A 20,366-nucleotide genomic window follows, 5' to 3' on the forward strand; every position below is an offset into this window, starting at 1 on the left:
TCGTTTATCTTTCTAAAATGTGGAGGTCACAGTATAAAAAATTTGTGCTAAAAACCGAACAAAAAAAAAGAGCGATTTACATCGCTCAAAGAGCCAAAACTGCTTAAAACCTTAATTTTAGCTTCCACTTCTCAAGTAACGCATCGGTGTCGTGATGATTAGGATGAAAACCCGGTTTAAAGTACATGATCATTTCACGTGCCATCCCTGTAATAATTCCTTTCGATGGACTATATGCATAGGTATAAATATCCTTCAACGCTGCCCTGTTCAGTTGTTTATCTTGCTGTAATAAACGAAATACAAAATACGACTGAACGCAGAATAAAATGCTCATGGCTGCAACCAGCGATCCCGTTCGTAGTAGATAGGATTTGATTCCCTTTCCAAAAACTACTTCAAACACATCATAAGCCACAGCTTTGTGCTCATTTTCTTCAATGGCATGCCATAACCACATGGTTTTCATGGTTTCATCGCGCATCAGCTCTTGAATGTGGTTATTGACCAACAACTGAGAGGCAATGGTTGCAGTAAAATGTTCCAGCGCGGTGGTTGCCGTTAAATCCACCATCTCTTGAGTAATACCCACAGGCTTGCCGAGATAAGCAAACACTTTACGCGTGGTTTGAATTGCACGATCCGTATAGCGATCAAGTGTTGCAACATCGTGCCCATACTTTTGTGCCGAAGCATTAAAACCTTCATGTTCTTGCGTATGCATCGCTTCTTGACCAATAAAGGCTGAAATCTCTTTTTGTAGTTCGGCATTATCTTTGATTGAGGGATGCTGTCTAACGGCACGAACACTGTCGATAAAAAACATTTCACCTGCTGGAAAGAGTGCCGAAAGCGCAGTCATAAAATGGGTCAGTCCAGCTGAACCATTCATCCAATATTCAGGTACGCTTTCAAACTCAAAGTTCATCCGACGTACAGGGAAACTCGCGCCCGCACGGTTGGTGATTTTTACCTTTGCATTCATCTTTCTGCTCCTATGAATATCCTGAAGACATCCATTACTTATAGTTGTTTTCGTCTTTTTATCTTACGTGATTGGGCTCAGCCCATAAGTGCAGTTAGGGTCAGCAAAATATCAGTTTAGGACAGTTTTGAGGACAGATTGTTAGACAATTTAGTGTGCGTAAAGTTCTACGCTATTTTTAGGATGAACACTAAAGCATGCTGTATGCTTACCCTAAAATAATCACTTACTTGCTAAGATGAATAAATAAAAAAAGCGCCCCAAAGGAGCGCTTTTTTTCACACAATCAGATGATTATGCAGTTACTTTAGCAACTACACCAGCACCAACTGTACGACCACCTTCACGGATCGCAAAACGTAGACCTGGGTCCATTGCGATTGGGTGGATTAATTCTACTGACATTTCTACGTTGTCACCAGGCATAACCATTTCAACGCCATCTTGTAATTTGATCGCGCCAGTTACGTCAGTTGTACGGAAGTAGAACTGTGGACGGTAACCATTAAGGAATGGAGTGTGACGACCACCTTCTTCTTTAGAAAGTACGTATACTTCTGCATCGAATTTAGTGTGCGGCTTGATTGCACCTGGTTTAGCAAGTACTTGACCACGTTGTACGTCTTCACGCTTAGTACCACGTAGAAGAACACCACAGTTCTCGCCCGCACGGCCTTCGTCTAGAAGTTTACGGAACATTTCTACGCCAGTTACAGTTGTTTTAACTGTATCTTTGATACCAACGATTTCAACTTCTTCGCCTACTTTCACAATACCAGTTTCTACACGGCCAGTTACTACTGTACCACGACCAGAAATAGAGAATACGTCTTCGATTGGCATTAAGAATGCTTGGTCGATTGCACGTACTGGCTCTGGAATGTAAGTGTCAAGCGCGTCAACAAGCGCAACAACTGCTTCTTCGCCATACTGACCAGCGTCACCGTTAAGTGCAAGAAGAGCTGAACCACGGATAACTGGAGTGTCATCACCTGGGAAGTCATAAGTAGAAAGAAGTTCACGAACTTCCATTTCTACTAATTCAAGAAGTTCTTCATCATCAACAAGGTCACACTTGTTAAGGAATACAAGAATGTAAGGTACACCAACCTGACGAGAAAGAAGGATGTGTTCACGAGTCTGTGGCATTGGACCATCAGTCGCTGCACATACAAGGATCGCGCCGTCCATCTGAGCAGCACCAGTAATCATGTTTTTAACATAATCGGCGTGGCCCGGGCAGTCTACGTGTGCGTAGTGACGAGTTGGAGAATCGTATTCTACGTGTGAAGTATTAATTGTAATACCACGTGCTTTTTCTTCTGGTGCAGAGTCAATTGCAGCGTAGTCTTTCGCTTCGCCACCGAATTTCTTCGCACATACAGTTGCAATTGCAGCTGTTAAAGTTGTTTTACCATGGTCAACGTGACCGATTGTGCCCACGTTAACGTGTGGCTTATTACGTTCAAACTTAGCCTTAGCCATGAGATCTTCCTTTTTAAACTACTCATGCAGGATCACTGCATGAGCACTTGGTTTTTAACTATGAATTAGTTTGGGCTTATAGTAATCGAAAGATTACTCGTCGTCACCTTTTTTACCGCCAGACTGGAATTTAGAAATGATGCCTTCAGCCACGTTACGTGGAGTTTCAGCATATTTAGCAAATTCCATAGAGTATGTTGCACGGCCTTGAGACATAGAACGCATTTGAGTCGCGTAACCAAACATCTCTGCAAGTGGAACTTCAGCTTTAATTGCTTTAGTACCGCCAGGCAAGTCATCCATACCTTGAACCATACCACGACGACGGTTTAAGTCACCCATGATATCGCCCATGTAGTCTTCTGGAGTTTCTACTTCAACTTTCATGATCGGTTCAAGCAAGATAGGATCTGCTTTCATGAAACCGTCACGGAATGCGTAAGAACCTGCCATCTTGAACGATAATTCGTCCGAATCGACATCGTGGTAAGAACCGTCAAACAATGTAGCTTTAATGCCAACAACTGGGTAACCAGCAAGGACACCATTCTTCATACGCTCTTGGATACCTTTATCCACAGCACCGAAGAATTCTTTAGGAACTACACCACCAACAACTTCTTCAGCGAACTCGTAGTCTTTACCAGCATCAGCATCCATTGGCTCTAAACGTACGTATACGTGACCAAATTTACCTTTACCACCAGTTTGACGAACGAATTTACCTTCTTGTTCAACTGACTTTTTGATCGTTTCACGGTAAGAAACCATTGGTTTACCAATGTTTGCTTCAACACCGAATTCACGCTTCATACGGTCAACAATGATGTCAAGGTGAAGTTCACCCATACCAGCGATGATTGTTTGACCTGACTCTTCATCAGTACGAACGCGGAATGATGGATCTTCCTTAGCCAAACGACCTAAAGCAATTGACATTTTTTCTTGGTCAGCTTTAGTTTTTGGTTCAACAGCCAATGCAATTACTGGCTCTGGGAATTCCATACGCTCAAGTGTGATGACATTTTTCTCATCACAAAGTGTATCACCTGTAGTTACGTCTTTAAGACCTACACAAGCAGCGATATCACCCGCACGAATTTCTTCAACGTCTTGACGATCGTTCGCGTGCATTTGCACGATACGGCCGATACGTTCACGTTTAGATTTAACTGGGTTATAAACAGAATCACCTTGTTTAAGAACACCAGAGTAAACACGTACGAAAGTTAAGTTACCTACGAATTTGTCGTTCATGATTTTGAACGCAAGTGCAGAGAACGGAGCTTCGTCAGATGCTTCACGAATCGCTTTAGTTTCAGCTTTATCGTCAAGAACACCTTCAATCGCTTTAACTTCTGTAGGCGACGGTAAGAATTCAATTACTGCGTCCAACATACGTTGAACACCTTTGTTTTTGAATGCTGTACCACAAAGCATTGGTTGAATTTGACAAGCCAAAGTTTGAACACGTAGACCATTAACGATATCTTCTTTAGAAAGATCGCCTTCTTCTAGGTATTTGTCCATTAGCTCTTCAGAAGCTTCAGCAGCAGCTTCAACCATGTTTACACGCCATTCTTCAGCAGTAGCTTGAAGTTCAGCCGGGATTTCACCGTATTCAAACTTCATACCTTGTGAAGCTTCGTCCCAAATGATCGCTTTCATTTCGATCAAGTCGATTACGCCTTGGAAGTTTTCTTCAGCGCCAACAGGGATTACTACAGGTACTGGAGATGCACCTAAACGTGTCTTCATTTGTTCAACAACACGGAAGAAGTTGGCACCAGTACGGTCCATCTTGTTCACGAATGCTAAACGAGGCACTTGGTATTTGTTCGCTTGACGCCATACAGTTTCAGACTGAGGTTGTACACCACCTACAGCACAGTAAACCATACACGCACCATCAAGAACACGCATAGAACGTTCAACTTCAATTGTGAAGTCAACGTGTCCCGGTGTATCAATTACGTTGATACGGTGTTCAGGGAACTGTTTAGACATACCTGACCAGAATGTAGTCGTAGCAGCAGAAGTAATGGTAATACCACGTTCTTGCTCTTGCTCCATCCAGTCCATTGTTGCTGCACCATCGTGTACTTCACCAATTTTGTGAGATACACCTGTGTAGAACAAAATACGTTCTGTAGTCGTGGTTTTACCAGCATCAATGTGCGCAGAAATACCAATGTTACGATAACGAGAAATTGGGGTTTGACGAGCCATGATTTCTTGCATTCCTAAATTTTGTTGTTTAAAACAGGCGCTTTAAGCTGACGAACAGCTTAAAGCGATTCGATGACAGTTTGGCGTAAGCCAAGCTATCACCCTCCTGAATAGGGGCTGTTTTAGTCGCTTAGAAGCGGTAGTGAGAGAATGCTTTGTTGGCTTCAGCCATACGATGCACGTCATCACGTTTTTTAACCGCTGCGCCTTTACCTTCAGCTGCATCAAGCAACTCACCAGCAAGACGTAAAGCCATAGTTTTTTCAGAACGCTTAGCAGCAGCATCTACTAACCAACGCATAGCTAGAGCAGTACGACGGGATGGGCGTACTTCCATAGGTACTTGATAAGTAGCACCACCAACACGGCGTGCTTTTACTTCAACCATAGGACGAACTTTTTCAAGAGTAGTCTCGAAAAATTCAACTGGGTCTACTTTGTTTTTTTCTTGAACGCGGTCTAAAGCACCGTAAACGATACTTTCAGCAATAGATTTTTTACCATCTTGCATTACGTGGTTCATGAATTTAGCGATTGTTTGGCTGCTGAACTTAGGATCCGGAAGGATTTCACGAGCAGCAACTACGCGACGTCTTGGCATTTTAAACTACCTATATATATGACACTTCAGGTTAATCCAGCCGTAGCACAAAGTGTCATGTGCTTTCGCTGGCCTTACTACACGTCGCTTGAATTTCACAAAATTAATGCAGAAATCAGACAAGCGAGACGATAAAGGATTGCAGTTCTAGCGAACTAAGAAGTTAATCTCGAAAGATTATTTCTTAGGACGTTTAGTACCGTATTTAGAACGAGACTGGTTACGATCTTTCACACCAGCACAGTCTAAAGAACCACGAACGGTATGGTAACGTACACCTGGTAAGTCTTTAACACGACCACCACGGATAAGAACAACACTGTGCTCTTGTAGGTTGTGGCCTTCACCACCGATGTAGCTAGAAACTTCAAAGCCAGAAGTTAAACGCACACGGCAAACTTTACGCATTGCTGAGTTAGGTTTTTTAGGTGTAGTTGTGTAAACACGTGTACAAACACCACGACGTTGTGGACAAGCCTTCAACGCAGGAACTTTAGATTTTTCAACTAAAGTCGTACGACCCTTACGGATCAACTGATTTGTTGTTGCCATTTGGCAATTCTCCCGTTAATAAAAAACCCAAAAAAAGACGACTTTTTGAGGGCATGCAATTGTAAGCTAAGACGTAAAAATGGTCAACATTTCAAACTACATGTAATGTTGACCAAATCAGGGCTTTTACAAATTTCTATCTATTTTAAAGGGTTTATTTTTTACTTGGTACATTTCGTCTTTTTGTAACCTTTTTTTCCGTCGGCTCTACCGCAGATTTTGCTGTGACTTTTGAAGCAGTATTAGGTTCATTTGGTGCTAAAGACTCATTATTATTCTGTGTAGCCTCCTCAGCCTCATCCACTGGATATAAATCTGCAAGATCTTCTTCCACGTGTAGGGCTGGTTGCTGCGGTGCGACAGCATCATGGGGTTCAACCATTTGATCTGCGAGCTGTTCCAGCCCTTGTTGAACACGTTCTTCGGTTGCGACAGGCGCTGTGACTTTGTCGGACTTTTTCTGAACTTTTACTTTAGCAATACTTTGATGACCATTTAACTCTACTTCAGCCCCAAGCTTCAAATCTGAGCTATCGGTGTCTGATGTACTGCGCTGTGACAGCAGTCGTGGTGAGGCTTTCACCAAAAGCTCAAGTGAGCGTTCATATGCTGTTAAAGCACTCAGGCTGGTATCTTTTTGTTGAATGATATATTGACGGGCTTGTGAAAAAACCAGTTGTGCTTTTTGGTGTACATCATCAACAAGGCGCCAACTATAAGCTGCACTCACCCCTGCACTGGCAATTGGTGTGAGTTTTGCCAGCTTATTCAGTAGTGATAGGTTAGCAATCGACTGCCCCCATTTCAGCTGACCATCGGCATTGGTCAACCATTTCTTTAAGGCTTCAATGTCATTGCTTGAACCTAAAAGCTGTTGTAACTGAGAGACATCATGCGTTTGCAAGGTACTTGAAATGGCTTTTATCGCCATCAACAAAGTTTGTTTTTCCGCAATCAGCCCAAGATCAATCTGTTTAAAAATAAACTGGACGATGTCTTGATCGGATTCTTTAGTTAAGTCAAAACCATAAGAACGCCCCACTTGGTAGATCATACGTAACGACATCACCAAGGAAGCGGGTACATCTACGGTTGAACCCACAAAGCCCGTTGCTCCAGTCAGTGCGCCTTGCAAGATAGCAATAATTTTATTTTGTTCGGACAGTGCCTGACTAATCCGTTTTGAACGGTCGACATCTTGGGTCAACATTTCTAAATCACGCACACCCGCTTCATCTAAAACGGCATCGACCGAGCTCATACTCGAGCTAAATTGATTGAGCTGGCTAAAAAAATAATCTGCGGCTTTATCGGAAAGTTGTGGCGACACAAAATGCGCGACTCGATTTGCGTTGACATAATGACGTCCTAATAAATGACGTGATACTGTCGGCAGATGGTCTCTTAAGACTTGCTGCGGATGTTCATAACGCTTATTTTTCGATTTTGTTTTTGTACTCGCACTATCACCAGTTGTAGCATTGGTCAGTGCTGAAGCCGTATCTGGGCTCACTTGGTTTAATATGTTTAAACCTGTATGGCTGAGCTTTTTAGCCACTCCGAAGGCATTTGAAAAGAAACCACTGCGCTGTTTATTGTTTGAATCCGCCATTCCGTACCCCGTACTTTATAATCTTTCATTTCTAGCTAAATACTAGGTGTAGTACGCATTTATCTCAATAAGAATATGTGTCTTTTAGTAAAGTTGAAATGCCCTGCTCCCGATTTTAAGACAAGTCAAATTGGCATAGGATTTGCCATAAGAATTAAAAATTCTTTCTGCTATTATGATCTGCATTGAAAACATAAGAGTTGCAATTGGCTTAGAAATAAATTGTTGATTCATCTTTAAGCGTAACTCTGCAAAACCACCATATAAGGGATCTTTAAATGAAACGTGTAGTAATCACTGGCATGGGTATCAACTCATGTATCGGTAATACTTTGGAAGAAGTTACTCATGCATTACAAAACGGGATTTCTGGGACACGTTTTAACCCAACCTATGCTGAACTCAATTTTAAAAGTCATATCAGTGCTGCTGCTGAACAAGACTTTGATGGTATCGACCGTAAGCTGAAACGCTTTATGGGTGTTTGTGCCATGTATGCATATAATGCTGCGGTTGCTGCAGTTGAAAATGCAGGCTTAACAGCAGAGCAAATTGGTGGCAACCCACGCTATGGTATCGCGGGCGGTTCAGGTGGTGGTTCAACTGCATCTGTAGTTGAAATGAAAGAATTGTTAGACACCAAAGGCGCACGTAAAGTTGGTCCGTTCTTCGTGCCACGTAATATGTCGAACACAATTACAGCAAACGTTGGTGTTGCTTTTAAAATGCAAGGTGTTGCACACACCATTACCAGCGCATGCGCAACGTCTGCGGATGCCATTGGTTATGCCTACAATCTGATTCAACTCGGCAAACAAGACTTAATGCTTGCAGGTGGCGGTGAAGAAGATCACTGGTCTCAAAGCTTGTTGTTTGATGCGATGGGTGCACTGTGCTCAAAATACAATGACACACCAGAAACAGCGTCTCGTCCTTACTCTGCTGACCGTGACGGTTTCGTGATTGCTGGCGGTGGCGGTTTTGTAGTGCTTGAGTCTTTAGAACATGCGCAAGCACGTGGTGCCAACATTTTGGCTGAAGTTGTAGGCTATGCGGCAAACTCTGACGGTGCAGACATGGTTGCGCCATCGGGTGAAGGTGCGACACGTTGTGTACTAATGGCACTTGAAGAAGCAAAACAACACGGCGTAGACAAAATTGACTATGTGAATACGCATGGTACGTCGACGCCCGCTGGTGATATCACTGAATTAAAAGCAATGGAACGTGCATTTGGCGAAGGTCAAGTTCCTCCACTGAGCTCAACCAAGTCAATGACAGGTCATAGCTTGGGTGCTGCTGGTGTACAAGAAGCGATCTACTCAGTCCTAATGATGCAAAATAACTTTATTGCACCAAACATCAACGTGACTGAACTGGATGAAGGCGCAAAACCATTTGATATCGTGCTTGAAAAACGTGACGCAAAATTGAATACTGTGATGAGTAACAGTTTCGGTTTTGGCGGCGTAAATGCATGTCTCATTTTCAAAAAGTGGGAAGGCTAAGCCGCCCATTTTAGGGTGACTTGATGGATGCTCCTTCTGATGCTTTCTTGTGGGTAAAAGCATTACATATTATTGCCGTGGTGTGTTGGTTCGCTGCATTGTTCTACTTACCACGGCTCTATGTTTACCATGCCATGAGTGATGATGCCGTCAGTCATCAACGTTTCGAGGTCATGGAACGTAAGTTGTACCGTGGCATTATGTGGCCGTCGATGATTGCAACACTGATCACGGCACATTTCTTGGTCGAATGGGGTGATGCAACGCGCCACTACCATGAAGCCCTGTGGTTCTACCTCAAAGTCGGCTTGGTTGGACTGTTGGTGATTTACCACTTTGTTTGCGGCTATTACCGTAAGAAATTGATTGGTCATGCGCACTACAAGTCACACAAATTTTGGCGCTTCTTTAATGAAATGCCGACCCTCATTTTATTTGCTGTGGTGATTTTAGTCGTGGTGAAACCGACATTTTAAAATCCCACACTTAAAAAGCCCCGATTGATTCGGGGCTTTTTAATGTCTGTACAAAATCAACAGCACAGTTCAAGATCAGTATTACGAACGTATCCAAGATTGACGAATTTTTAAATTGAGTGGGGTCGAATAATATTTCTCAATCGCCCAACTCAAAATAAACACCGCGATAAAATAAACAGGCAACAACATCAACTTTTCAGCCGCTAAAGTGTCTTTTGGGAAATACACCACTTTCATTAAGCCGAGAACAATTAAGTGAAACAAATACATTTCATAGCTACGCTGCCCAATCCAAACCAAACTCCGTGCCGTGTATGAGGCAGGTTTAACTTTCGGCTCTTGAGAAAAGCAAAATATGAGTAACGCCGTAAGTAACGCAAATACGCTGATACCCCATGTACTCACCTCTTTGATGGGTGCATAAAAATATAAAGCGGTCATCAGAAACGCTGTTACTGCAACAATCATTTTTTGATTGTAAATGGCACCTTTGAAATGCTGCGTATAAATTGCGGTGAGGCAGCCAATGGCAATTCCATCGAAACTAGAAAAATAGTGATACAAATAAGCACCACTTTCCTCACCAAAATGGAGGGCACGAAAATATGGTGCATACGCGATGACAGCGAGCAGAAAAACAATAAAGCCTTTGCCTCGACCCAGTGCTAAACACAGGACAGGAAATGCTAAATAGAAGACCTCTTCAACCGATAAAGACCACAATACGCCCAAGGCATAGTTCACCCAGCCGTATTTAATAATTAATAGATTCATCCAGAAGCTCAACGCTGAAAGAACAGTCACAGCATAGGACACCTCTACGCCATTGGGCGACTGATTGAGAAAGGGTTGCAACCCTAAACTTCCGAGCACACTGACCATCGCAACCAATAACACTAGACACGGTATGATGCGGGCAATACGACGGATATAAAAATCTTTCAGCTTAATCTGCGCCAAAGACCCACTACGCTGTAAGGTATGCTGGGTAATCAAAAAACCTGAAATGACAAAAAACATGGTCACCCCATAGTTGCCATTTCTTGCAATCAAGGTACTTAAGCTCTCGCCCCCAATGGGGATGCCGAGAAAGGTATCGTGTAATTTATAAGGGATATTGAAATGGTGAATCAGCACCAAAAGGATGGACACGCCACGCAGAATGTCTATTTTATAATTACGCATAAATCATTATTAAAATTTTAAAGTGCCTCATTAAAAGTGAAATCACCTGATTTAGACAGCTTTTGTATATAAAATCATACAATGATCTAACACTGAATTAGAATCCATTGATTCAGCTCAAGCAAAAAGAAAGCCCTACTTATGCAGGGCTTTCTTTCAAACATCACTTGTACAGAATAAATGTTACTTAGTTGTCCAATTGCTGCCCTAACAGACGTTTTTTCATACGTGGTTTGTACAGCAGTTGATACGTCACGGCTAAAATAATCACCCATAATGGACTGATCATCAATGCGCGAAGGGTATCCGCCTCTAAACTCAAAATAATCAACGTAAAGAACAAAAAGATTAAGACCACATAAGACATCCAAACACCGCCCGGCATCTTAAAGGTCGATTTTGCATGGAGCTCAGGACGCAATTTACGGTAGCGGATATAGCACACCATAATAATGCTCCAAATACTGATGAACAGAATCACACACAATGAGCTGGCTAATGTAAAGGCTTCAACCGTGTTCGGTACAAAGTACTGTAGCGCCGCACCTGCCATGATAAAAGCACATGAGAAGAATAAACCTTTCGCTGGTACCGCACGTTTTGACAGACGTGCTAGGCTCTGTGGTGCTTGCCCTTCTCTTGCCAAACCAAACAGCATACGTGATGTAGAGAACACACCACTATTCATTGAAGACATCACTGAAGACAGCACCACCAAGTTCATAATGATGGCAGAAGTTGGGATACCTGCATGTAAAAATAGTGAAACGAACGGACTTTGATCCGCAGGAATTTGATTCCACGGCGTCACCGACATCACTACAAACAGCGACAAGACATAGAACAAAATGATACGGGTTGGAATCGCATTCACTGCTTTCGGTAAGTTCTTTTCAGGGTCTTTGGTTTCAGCAGCCATGGTTCCAATCAGCTCTACACCGACAAAGGCAAAGAGTGCAATTTGGAAGCCTGCTAAAAAGCCACTGCCACCTTGAGGGAACATACCACCATGTGACCAAACATGACTGAAGCTTGCAACTGAACCGCCCGGTGCTTGGAAATGACTAAACACCATAAAGCCACCAATCAAGATCAACCCTAAAATGGCTAAAATTTTGATTAAAGCAAACCAAAATTCAATTTCACCAAAGAGTTTCACAGTCAGTAAATTTAACCCAAGGACAAACAGCACACAGCCAACACTGATTAAAGCCTGCCCCATGGGAGTAAAGGCCATGTCTGGCGGGAGCCAAAAGCCAAGATAGTTAATAATGGCTGCCAAGTCCGCAATACCAACCAACACCCAACCGAGCCAATAGGACCAACCGATATAGTAACCCGCACCCGGCCCAATCAGATCATGAGCCATATCGATAAACGACTTATAGTGCAAATTTGACAATAAAATTTCGCCCAATGCACGCATCAGGAAGAAGAACATGGTCCCGATAATCATATAAATGATCAGAATAGAAGGACCAGCGAGAGAGATGGTTTTGCCCGAACCCATGAACAGGCCCGTACCAATCGCGCCACCAATGGCAATCAATTGCAGGTGGCGGTTGGATAATTTCCGTTGTAATTCATGCGATGATGCATTTGCACCGTCAGCTTGTGGGGTAGTCGTCATAATTTAACATCCTGTTAAAGTCCTTTTTTGCGTATAAACCATGTTCATACAGTGCTCGTTATCCTAACGGGCGGCATTTATACGCTCATCAGCACTTCGGTTGAAACCCAAGCGCTGATATACACGGGGAGAGTTTAAAAAAATTAGTTTTGTGCAGCTGTCACTGCAATTTCGATCAACCAGTTTGGATTAACCAAATCAGCCTGAATCGTGGCACGCGAAGGCGCTACACAACCATTCATCCAATCAATCCAAATCGCATTGACTGTTGAGAAATCAGAGAGATTTTTGATGTAAAGCTGAGCAGATAACAAACGTGATTTATCTGTATTTGCCAAAGCTAAAAGCTCATCAATTGTTGCTAAAATTTCACGGGTCTGACCTGCGACATCATTGTCGGTATTTTTTGGCACTTGCCCTGACAAATACACCACTTGATTAAACACAGTGACTGCACTCATGACTTCGTTGGTGTTGAATTTTTGAATGTCTGAATGTGACATAGGTCTTTCCTTGTATGAAACTGTATAAAAATAAAATTTAATCTTGGATAAAATTGACACGTGCAGTGACAGCACACATCAGCTCATAGCCAATCGTGCCTGAACCTGCTGCGACTTCATCAATGCTGAGTACAGCACCCTGTTTCGATGTACCCCACAGCACCACTTCACTGCCGACTTGGGCATTTGGAAGGTGAGATAAATCGACTGCTAACATGTCCATGCTGACACGTCCGACCAAGCTACTGCGTTGTCCATCGACTAAAATAGGCGTACCTGTTGCGGTAATCCGTTGATAACCATCGGCATAACCACAAGCCACAATACCCACACGCATGTCGCTTTCAGCAATGAACTTTGAGCCATAACCGACGCTATCGCCTGCTTTTAACTGCTGAATAGCAATCAGCTCACTGCGCAAACTCATGGCTGGTTGCAAGTCCCAGTCTTGAATCGAGTGGCTTGGATAATCTGGAGAGCTGCCATAGAGCATGATGCCGCTACGGATCACATCCGACTGCAACTGTTCATGGCGTAAGATCGCTGCACTGTTACTGACTGAACGTGCACCCGGTAGATCATGGATGATGGCATCAAATAACTGACATTGATGCGCAATGCCTTCACGTCCGAAACGCTCACCATCGGCATCCGAAAAATGCATCATATGAGTCAAACGTTGAACTTGAGGCAAGCTGGAAAGCTGCTGCCACACTTGACGGTACTGTTCTGGACGGAAACCTAAACGGTTCATGCCGCTGTTCATTTTCAAATAAACATCGAACTGCGCCTCTAAAGGAAAACGCGCTAACCATTCGAGTTGATATTCACTATGAATACTGAAGCTTAGGCCCAACTCATGGCAGTCAAATAGGTCTTGCTCTGAGAAAATACCTTCGAGTAACAGAACTGGACCTGTCCAGCCCAAAGCACGGATACGTTTCGCCTCTGCCAAATCGAGCAACGCAAAACCATCGGCAGATTTGAACGCTTGATAGACGCGTTCAATCCCATGACCATAGGCATTGGCTTTGACCACCGCATAGACTTGGCTATTCGGCATTTTAGTGCGAGCAACATTTAAATTATGCTGCAATGATTGGCTATGAATCACTGCAGTAATTGGACGTGGCATTTTCTTCTTCCTTGAATCAATATGACCTAAAACGAATTAGGCTGCTGAAGGGTAACGTTGAATCGATAGACCTTCAGTACTGATGTCTGGTTGATGATTCATCACCAAGTCACTAATGAGCTTGCCTGAACCACATGCCATGGTCCAACCCAGGGTGCCATGTCCTGTATTCAAGAATAAGTTTTTAAAACGAGTCGCACCAATAATCGGCGTAGAGTCTGGTGTCATTGGACGTAAACCCGTCCAGAAACTTGCTTCAGCTAAATTTCCACCTGGGAATAAGTCTTGAGTCACCATTTCCAAGGTCGCACGGCGGTCTTGGTTTAAACCGTGGTTGAAACCACTCAGTTCAGCCATACCACCCACACGGATACGTTGGTCAAAACGCGTAATGGCAATTTTATAAGTTTCATCAAGAACCGTAGACTGCGGTGCAAATGCAGGATCTACAATTGGGATCGTCAATGAGTAGCCTTTGACAGGGTACACAGGCAAATTCAAATTCAATGGTTTTAAGAAATCACGTGAATAACTACCAAAAGCAAGCACATAACGGTCTGCTGTAAGCACTTGACCATCAACCACCACGCCTTTGATTTCATCCCCTTCAACCACAAGTTTTTCAACATTTTGGTTAAATTTAAATTCTACGCCCATGTCTTTCGCAAGATTTGCCAAAGCGTTGGTAAATAAGTAACAGTCACCTGTTTCATCATTCGGTAGATGTAAACCACCAACCAGTTTGTCTTTGGCATAGGCTAAAGCTGGCTCGACTTTGGCTAAGTCATCTTTTAATAATAATTCGTAGTCGACACCACATTCTTTTAATACTTGGATGTCACGTTGTACTGCATCTAGTTGTGCTTCATTACGGAAAACCTGCAAAGTTCCTTTCGCACGGTTTTCATAGTGAATGCCTGTTTCTTTACGCAGTTCACGTAAGCAGTCACGGCTGTATTCAGCAACACGCGTCATACGCTCTTTGTTAATGGCATAACTTTGTGGATTGCAGTTTTTCAACATTTGCGCCATCCAGTTCAACTGCCACATGCTACCATCGATGTTAATCGCTAAAGGTGCATGATGTTGGAACATCCACTTTACGGCTTTAAACGGAATACCGGGTGCAGCCCACGGTGTAGAATAACCTGGAGAGATTTGCCCTGCGTTACCAAAGCTAGTTTCTTCAGCAGGACCAGCTTGACGGTCTAAAACCGTAACGCTTGCGCCTTGTTGTGCAAGGTAATACGCACTTGCAACACCGATGACACCACTACCTAAGACAATTACACGCATGACTGATCCCTTACACACACTAGTTTATTTCACTAGTATATTTTTAGGTTAATAGTTTTTTTCACTGTTTTTAATATTATAATCTAGGTAAATCGCCATTTTTGTCGCGCTAAAATTCTAAACATAGGAAATTTATAATGCGTAAATTAGATCGGATTGATCAGCAGATTTTAGACATTTTGCAGCGCGATGGACGAATTGCGATTAGTGAATTGGCCTCTCGCGTCAACCTCTCAACCACACCCTGTTCAGAACGTGTCAAACGCTTAGAGCGGGACGGTATTATCATGGGTTACTACGCACGACTCAATCCACAACTGGTCGATCGAAACTTATTGGTGTTTTTAGAGATTAAGCTGTCAGCCAAGTCTGGCGATGTGTTTGATCAAGTGGCACGTGACTTGGTCGAAATCCCTGAGGTTTTAGAATGCCATCTGATTTCAGGTGAATTCGATTATTTAGTCAAAGCCCGTTTAAAAGAAATGAGTGCCTACCGACGCCTATTGGGCGATTTACTAAAAAAACTCCCCTCTTCAGCGTCATCGCACAGTTATATTGTGATGGAAGAAGTCAAAGAAAGTTTTTATTTGGACATTCGCTAACAGCTTATTAAAAATATGCGTCTTCAAAGTGCATTCACTTTAAATATTTAAAACCTATCGATTCCCTATTGGAAGTTCTGCACCATGTTTAACAAACTCATGTCTAGCCTTGGCTTACAAGGCATTCAAGTGGATACTCGTCTACACACCACTGCACCACAAGCGGGTCAAGCCATTCAGGGTGAGGTTATTTTTAAAGGTGCCGCGTCTAATAAAATTATCAACGGTATTTATTTAAGGCTCATGACCACAGCCGAGGTTGAGTCAGACGATGCTGAGTACAATAGCGCGTTAAGTATTGCCGAATGGCACATTAGCGGGGCTTTTGAGTTACAAGCCCATCAGTCACATGCATTTCCTTTTTCGATTCAACTACCCTTTGAAACTCCAGTTACAGATGTGCCTTGCCGCGTCAATAAAACCCGAGTGTGGTTACATACACATTTAGATGTGGACTGGGGGCTCGATGCAACTGACAAAGACTATTTACAAATTTTACCGACACCGACCATGCAAGCGTTTATTCAAGCCATGCAGCAATGCGGTTTTCAGTTAATGACCGTCGATGTTGAAAAAGGTCAACTACGTGGCAACGGCTTCCACTCGAGCATTGGTTGTTATCAAGAACTTGAATTTAAACCTACGCAATTGTTCAACAGCATCAATGAAGTTGAAGTGTCCTTTGTGGCAGAGCAACATCAAACCCATGTGCTTTTAGAAGTGGATCGTAAATTTCGTGGTGATGGCTTCAACAGCCTTACCATTCCCCATCAGCAGGCTAATCCTGCACTGTTAGCGAATGAAATTAGACGCATGTTAGGACTTTAATTTTTAATCACTGCGCACGACTGTTTCAATATAGAAAAGTCGTGCGCAGTCGAAAAAGGCGTTATTTAAATCCTGTCCGAATTAAATTCTGTCTGCGTTAAATCAAGTCCAAGACTTCGGCAAAGGTTTTAATTCGTGCTTTAGGTGCTGCTTCCGTCAACTCTTGATCAGAACCATAACCGTATTCCACCGCAATGGTTTCAATACCGTTACGACGTGCACCCAAAATGTCATGCTCACGATCACCAACCATCAGACATTCTTCTGCGTTTAACTGCTCTTTTTCTAAAATATAAGCAATCAAATCTCCCTTATTGGTGCGCTCACCGTTCAGCTCACTGCCATAAGGATGCACGAAGTATTGCAGTAAATTGAAATGTTCTAAGATTTGACGGGCATAGATTTCTGGTTTTGCTGTCGCCAAATACAAATGATAGCCCTGCTCAGTCAGTTTTTTTAAGGTCGGTTCAACATCGGCAAATAAATGGTTTTCATATAAACCTTTCACCGCAAAACGCTCACGATAGCCCAATAAAGCTTGCTCTGCCAAAACATCGTCCACTGTAACATTTAAGAGTTTTGCCAAAGACGCTTTTAGTGGTGGCCCAATAATCCAGTCAATGTTTAGATCTTCAGCAATGGGGTGTCCGACTTTGTTCAAGCCATAACGCGCACTGGTGGTAATGCCAACTTTCGGATCTGTTAAGGTTCCATCTAAATCTAGCAAAATATGTTTAATCACAGCTGATCCTTCTTGGGCTTTAAATAAAATACTATCGAGAGTTCTGCTAAAGTTGCCTATACTATCGCAAATTTTCGCAACAAGGATATTTCTGTGCGCGCAACCGTACTGTGCTTTTCTGGTTTAGACCCTTCAGGTGGTGCTGGTTTACAGGCCGATATCGAAGCGATTGGTCAAAGTGGTGCGCATGCAGCCATTGCGTGTACAGCACTCACTGTTCAAAACTCGCAACAAGTGTTTGGTTTTGAAGCGACGTCAAAAGAATTGCTGTTAGCTCAGGCCCACGCTGTTGTCGGAGATTTACCAATTAAAGCCATAAAATCTGGCATGTTAGGCACCACAGATAATATTGCAGCACTGGCTGAGTTTCTACGTGAACATCCTGAGTACAAGTATGTGCTCGACCCTGTTTTAGTGGCGAACAGTGGCGGTTCATTGGGTGATCAAGCCACCTTAGTCAAAGCCTTTGTTGAGCTGATCCCATTGGCGGACATTATTACCCCAAATACAGTTGAATTACGGGCGTTAACGGGTCTCGATGACTTAGATGCCGCAACACAAAAACTGTTTGAAATGGGTGCCAAAGCGGTACTGGTCAAAGGTGGTCATGAAGACACACCTGACTATATTCGTAATGCCCTGTTTGTGAATGGCAAGCTCATTTCTGAAACTCGCTGCCCGCGTTTAGCAGGCGAATATCACGGTTCAGGTTGTTCGCTGGCGAGTTTTATTGCAGGTCGTTTGGCGCAAGGTGACAGTGTTAAAGTTGCAGTACATCATGCCGAAACATGGCTCTTTGGCGTATTAAAACAGGCAGAAACACCTGTTGAAGGCGGTCAAAAAATTCCAAAGCGTTTTTAAGTTAGAAAAAAACTACAAAGATAAAAGCCAGTCCATGAAGAAATAGACTGGCTTTTTTTAAATTCTAGATTTTATTTTCGGCACAAAATGAATCAGTCACCTTTGGAATGGGGTATTTAACTATCTTGATGACGTTGTTTTAAATGTGCCACATGCTCACGGTTGGTTTTCCATGACTTTTCTAACACTTCTTTTTCAATCCGAAGCTGAATCCGTTTCAGTTTCATCGCTGGAATCACTTCTGTGTTAAAGGTCTTAATATAATCGACCCATGCTTTACCTTTAAATACCGTACTGGGCATCGCAGTTTTAAACTCGCATTCAGACATGAACACCACAGCAGAATGGATATAATCTACATCGACAATATCTTGCAACACACTTTGCAGCACTTTGACGTGTTTATAATTTTGATGCAGCGGATTTTGAAATTTAAAGCTCTTTTTATAAATTTTTTGCGTCCACATCTTTTGACGCTCACCACCAAAAATCCAGCCCTTATAGTTTTTGGTTTCAATCACAAAAACACCAAAGGGGCTCAATACAATATGGTCAATTTGAGTCGTTCCGCCCTGCTCATCAGGCAAAGTCACATCGTTAATTAGAGTATAACGCTCATCCAAATACAATTTCACATGCGCTTGAACTGCGAACTCACCGAATTTTCCTTTCAGATAGGGCTTAAACGCTTTTAAAAGACCGATCCCGAACAAGATCAGTAGCATCCACCACAGTTCTGAAAACACATTCCCCACAATTTGACTTATCATATTATTCATCGTTATTTGAGTTAGAGACACGATTCTTCAAAAGAATACAGATTAAAAAACAAAGTACTTATTTTTAAATTATTAAACTAAAATACGAGCGTAAAAACTCCGAAACACACGCTTAATTCGCAATTTTCTCAAGTTTCAATAAAATATCTTTATTGTCCAAACCGCCTGCAAAGCCGACCAATTTTCCATTCGCCCCCACAACCCGATGACACGGCGCAATAATTGAAATCGGATTTTTGCCATTGGCTGCACCCACTGCACGAACGGCTTTTACATTGCCGATCTGTAGCGCAATATCTTTATAGCTTCGGGTTTCACCAAACGGAATTTGCAGTAAAGCCTGCCAAACTTGCTTCTGAAAATCTGTCCCCGCAAAATCCAAAGGCAAATCAAAACATTGACGTTTTGCCACAAAATACTCGCTCAACTGTCGTTCAGTTTCCAGTAAAATCGGATGCTGATTGTGTTCGATCAGCTCAGCTAAACGTACCCGTTTGGGATTTTCATTTTCCCACAATACGGCAACCAAGGCTTGATCATGTGCCACCAGTCTCAGTACCCCGACAGGAGATGGCATATATTTAAAAAATAAGCGCATGGTTCACCACAAAAATTGTCTATGTATACAATATTATGACGATGAAAGTTTCATCAGTACAAGCCCAGAAATGATTAAAACCGCTGCGAGCATCCGCATGGCATTGGCAGGTTCACCCAAAATCAAAATACCAACCAAAAATGAACCAATCGCGCCGATCCCTGTCCAAACGGTATAGGCAGTGCCCAAAGGTAAGGTCTTCATGGCATAAGACAGCAATGCAAAACTGGCCACCATAAATACAAGAGTCAAAATACTCGGCGTCAGTTTAGTAAAACCATCCGATACTTTCATCGCATAGGCCCAAACCACTTCGAGTAAACCTGCAACTATTAAAATCACCCATGCCATAAGCAATACACCTTTTATTCAGAGCAGAAACAACAAAGCTTCAAACGAAGGATCGCTTGAAGCTCTACATATTTGAATGAATTTAGCTGGATGAGAGTTTCATCAAAATCAGGCCCGATACAATCAGCACCGCAGCAAACATCCGCATAGCCGTTGCGGGCTCACCTAAAATAAAAATCCCCACCAAGAAAGATCCAATCGCACCAATTCCTGTCCAAATGGTATACGCGGTCCCTAGCGGCAATGTTCGCATTGCATAGGCCAGTAAACCAAAACTTAAAATCATGAACACAATGGTGATGATGCTGGGTGTGAGTTTGCTAAACCCTTCGGACAGCTTCATTGAATATGCCCAAACGATTTCAAACAGACCCGCAAAGATAAGAAAAACCCAAGCCATGCTAC

General features: G+C 42.8%; 21 protein-coding genes. 5 read left to right on the plus strand and 16 right to left on the minus strand.

Features of this window, described 5'->3' with window-relative positions; translation table 11 throughout:
* Window positions 1-103: 103 nt before the first annotated feature.
* The 6 genes from ACFN7Z_RS14025 to ACFN7Z_RS14050 all read right to left on the minus strand — a co-directional run bounded on the left by ACFN7Z_RS14025 (window position 104) and on the right by ACFN7Z_RS14050 (window position 7,464).
* Window positions 104-985: a metal-dependent hydrolase gene (locus ACFN7Z_RS14025; protein WP_010326002.1), complete on the minus strand. Its 882-nt coding sequence runs from the start codon at window positions 983-985 to the stop codon at window positions 104-106.
* A 294-nt stretch (window positions 986-1,279) separates the two neighbouring features.
* A complete protein-coding gene (gene tuf / locus ACFN7Z_RS14030) occupies window positions 1,280-2,470 on the minus strand; it encodes an elongation factor Tu (protein ID WP_010325730.1) in 1,191 nt (396 codons plus the stop codon).
* A 93-nt stretch (window positions 2,471-2,563) separates the two neighbouring features.
* Window positions 2,564-4,699 (minus strand): elongation factor G, encoded by a 2,136-nt coding sequence (gene fusA, locus ACFN7Z_RS14035; RefSeq protein ID WP_010326001.1) that lies wholly within the window; start codon window positions 4,697-4,699, stop codon window positions 2,564-2,566.
* Between the two features lie 130 nt (window positions 4,700-4,829).
* Window positions 4,830-5,300 carry a 30S ribosomal protein S7 gene (rpsG, locus tag ACFN7Z_RS14040; protein ID WP_004694929.1) on the minus strand — a complete coding sequence of 157 codons (471 nt, stop codon included), beginning with the start codon at window positions 5,298-5,300 and terminating at the stop codon, window positions 4,830-4,832.
* A gap of 177 nt (window positions 5,301-5,477) precedes the next feature.
* Window positions 5,478-5,852, minus strand: coding sequence for a 30S ribosomal protein S12 (gene rpsL / locus ACFN7Z_RS14045; protein WP_002050319.1), 375 nt, complete (start codon window positions 5,850-5,852; stop codon window positions 5,478-5,480).
* 154 nt (window positions 5,853-6,006) lie between these two features.
* On the minus strand, window positions 6,007-7,464 hold the full coding sequence (locus tag ACFN7Z_RS14050; protein WP_010326000.1) for an EcsC family protein: 1,458 nt from the start codon (window positions 7,462-7,464) through the stop codon (window positions 6,007-6,009).
* A 278-nt stretch (window positions 7,465-7,742) separates the two neighbouring features.
* On the opposite strand from ACFN7Z_RS14050, the gene ACFN7Z_RS14055 reads away from it, so the two are divergent.
* Together ACFN7Z_RS14055 and ACFN7Z_RS14060 are read left to right on the plus strand one after the other, a co-directional pair.
* Window positions 7,743-8,972: a beta-ketoacyl synthase N-terminal-like domain-containing protein gene (locus tag ACFN7Z_RS14055; protein ID WP_010325999.1), complete on the plus strand. Its 1,230-nt coding sequence runs from the start codon at window positions 7,743-7,745 to the stop codon at window positions 8,970-8,972.
* A 23-nt stretch (window positions 8,973-8,995) separates the two neighbouring features.
* On the plus strand, window positions 8,996-9,448 hold the full coding sequence (locus tag ACFN7Z_RS14060; protein WP_010325998.1) for a CopD family protein: 453 nt from the start codon (window positions 8,996-8,998) through the stop codon (window positions 9,446-9,448).
* Window positions 9,449-9,529: 81 nt separating this feature from the next.
* On the opposite strand, the gene ACFN7Z_RS14065 is transcribed toward ACFN7Z_RS14060, so the two are convergent.
* The 5 genes from ACFN7Z_RS14065 to ACFN7Z_RS14085 all read right to left on the minus strand — a co-directional run bounded on the left by ACFN7Z_RS14065 (window position 9,530) and on the right by ACFN7Z_RS14085 (window position 15,200).
* Complete coding sequence (locus ACFN7Z_RS14065; protein WP_010325997.1) at window positions 9,530-10,636, minus strand: acyltransferase; 1,107 nt, start codon at window positions 10,634-10,636, stop codon at window positions 9,530-9,532.
* Window positions 10,637-10,823: 187 nt separating this feature from the next.
* Window positions 10,824-12,266, minus strand: coding sequence for an amino acid permease (locus ACFN7Z_RS14070; protein ID WP_010325996.1), 1,443 nt, complete (start codon window positions 12,264-12,266; stop codon window positions 10,824-10,826).
* A gap of 143 nt (window positions 12,267-12,409) precedes the next feature.
* Window positions 12,410-12,769 (minus strand): RidA family protein, encoded by a 360-nt coding sequence (locus tag ACFN7Z_RS14075; protein ID WP_004694941.1) that lies wholly within the window; start codon window positions 12,767-12,769, stop codon window positions 12,410-12,412.
* A 37-nt stretch (window positions 12,770-12,806) separates the two neighbouring features.
* Window positions 12,807-13,904: an alanine racemase gene (gene alr, locus ACFN7Z_RS14080; protein ID WP_010325995.1), complete on the minus strand. Its 1,098-nt coding sequence runs from the start codon at window positions 13,902-13,904 to the stop codon at window positions 12,807-12,809.
* A gap of 36 nt (window positions 13,905-13,940) precedes the next feature.
* Complete coding sequence (locus ACFN7Z_RS14085; RefSeq protein WP_004694945.1) at window positions 13,941-15,200, minus strand: D-amino acid dehydrogenase; 1,260 nt, start codon at window positions 15,198-15,200, stop codon at window positions 13,941-13,943.
* Window positions 15,201-15,337: 137 nt separating this feature from the next.
* On the opposite strand from ACFN7Z_RS14085, the gene ACFN7Z_RS14090 reads away from it, so the two are divergent.
* Together ACFN7Z_RS14090 and ACFN7Z_RS14095 are read left to right on the plus strand one after the other, a co-directional pair.
* Window positions 15,338-15,802 carry an Lrp/AsnC ligand binding domain-containing protein gene (locus tag ACFN7Z_RS14090; protein ID WP_004694947.1) on the plus strand — a complete coding sequence of 155 codons (465 nt, stop codon included), beginning with the start codon at window positions 15,338-15,340 and terminating at the stop codon, window positions 15,800-15,802.
* Between the two features lie 84 nt (window positions 15,803-15,886).
* A complete protein-coding gene (locus tag ACFN7Z_RS14095) occupies window positions 15,887-16,630 on the plus strand; it encodes a sporulation protein (RefSeq protein ID WP_010325994.1) in 744 nt (247 codons plus the stop codon).
* A gap of 97 nt (window positions 16,631-16,727) precedes the next feature.
* Here ACFN7Z_RS14095 and ACFN7Z_RS14100 read toward each other — a convergent pair whose 3' ends face one another.
* The gene (locus ACFN7Z_RS14100; RefSeq protein ID WP_010325993.1) at window positions 16,728-17,372 is read right to left on the minus strand and encodes an HAD-IA family hydrolase; all 645 of its coding nucleotides are present in this window, start codon (window positions 17,370-17,372) and stop codon (window positions 16,728-16,730) included.
* Between the two features lie 93 nt (window positions 17,373-17,465).
* Here ACFN7Z_RS14100 and ACFN7Z_RS14105 point away from each other — a divergent pair, with 93 nt between their 5' ends.
* The gene (locus tag ACFN7Z_RS14105) at window positions 17,466-18,233 is read left to right on the plus strand and encodes a hydroxymethylpyrimidine/phosphomethylpyrimidine kinase (RefSeq protein WP_010325992.1); all 768 of its coding nucleotides are present in this window, start codon (window positions 17,466-17,468) and stop codon (window positions 18,231-18,233) included.
* Window positions 18,234-18,349: 116 nt separating this feature from the next.
* On the opposite strand, the gene ACFN7Z_RS14110 is transcribed toward ACFN7Z_RS14105, so the two are convergent.
* From ACFN7Z_RS14110 to sugE (ACFN7Z_RS14125), 4 genes are all read right to left on the minus strand, one after another.
* Window positions 18,350-19,003 (minus strand): nuclease-related domain-containing protein, encoded by a 654-nt coding sequence (locus tag ACFN7Z_RS14110; protein ID WP_010325991.1) that lies wholly within the window; start codon window positions 19,001-19,003, stop codon window positions 18,350-18,352.
* A 121-nt stretch (window positions 19,004-19,124) separates the two neighbouring features.
* Entirely contained in the window at window positions 19,125-19,610 is a 486-nt protein-coding gene (locus tag ACFN7Z_RS14115; protein ID WP_010325990.1) for a methylated-DNA--[protein]-cysteine S-methyltransferase, read from the minus strand.
* Window positions 19,611-19,643: 33 nt separating this feature from the next.
* Complete coding sequence (gene sugE / locus ACFN7Z_RS14120) at window positions 19,644-19,961, minus strand: quaternary ammonium compound efflux SMR transporter SugE (RefSeq protein WP_010325989.1); 318 nt, start codon at window positions 19,959-19,961, stop codon at window positions 19,644-19,646.
* A gap of 82 nt (window positions 19,962-20,043) precedes the next feature.
* A complete protein-coding gene (gene sugE / locus ACFN7Z_RS14125; RefSeq protein ID WP_005400191.1) occupies window positions 20,044-20,361 on the minus strand; it encodes a quaternary ammonium compound efflux SMR transporter SugE in 318 nt (105 codons plus the stop codon).
* Between the last annotated feature and the right edge of the window lie 5 nt (window positions 20,362-20,366).

This window comes from Acinetobacter sp. P1332 (genome assembly GCF_044057475.1).
Taxonomy (GTDB): domain Bacteria; phylum Pseudomonadota; class Gammaproteobacteria; order Pseudomonadales; family Moraxellaceae; genus Acinetobacter; species Acinetobacter johnsonii.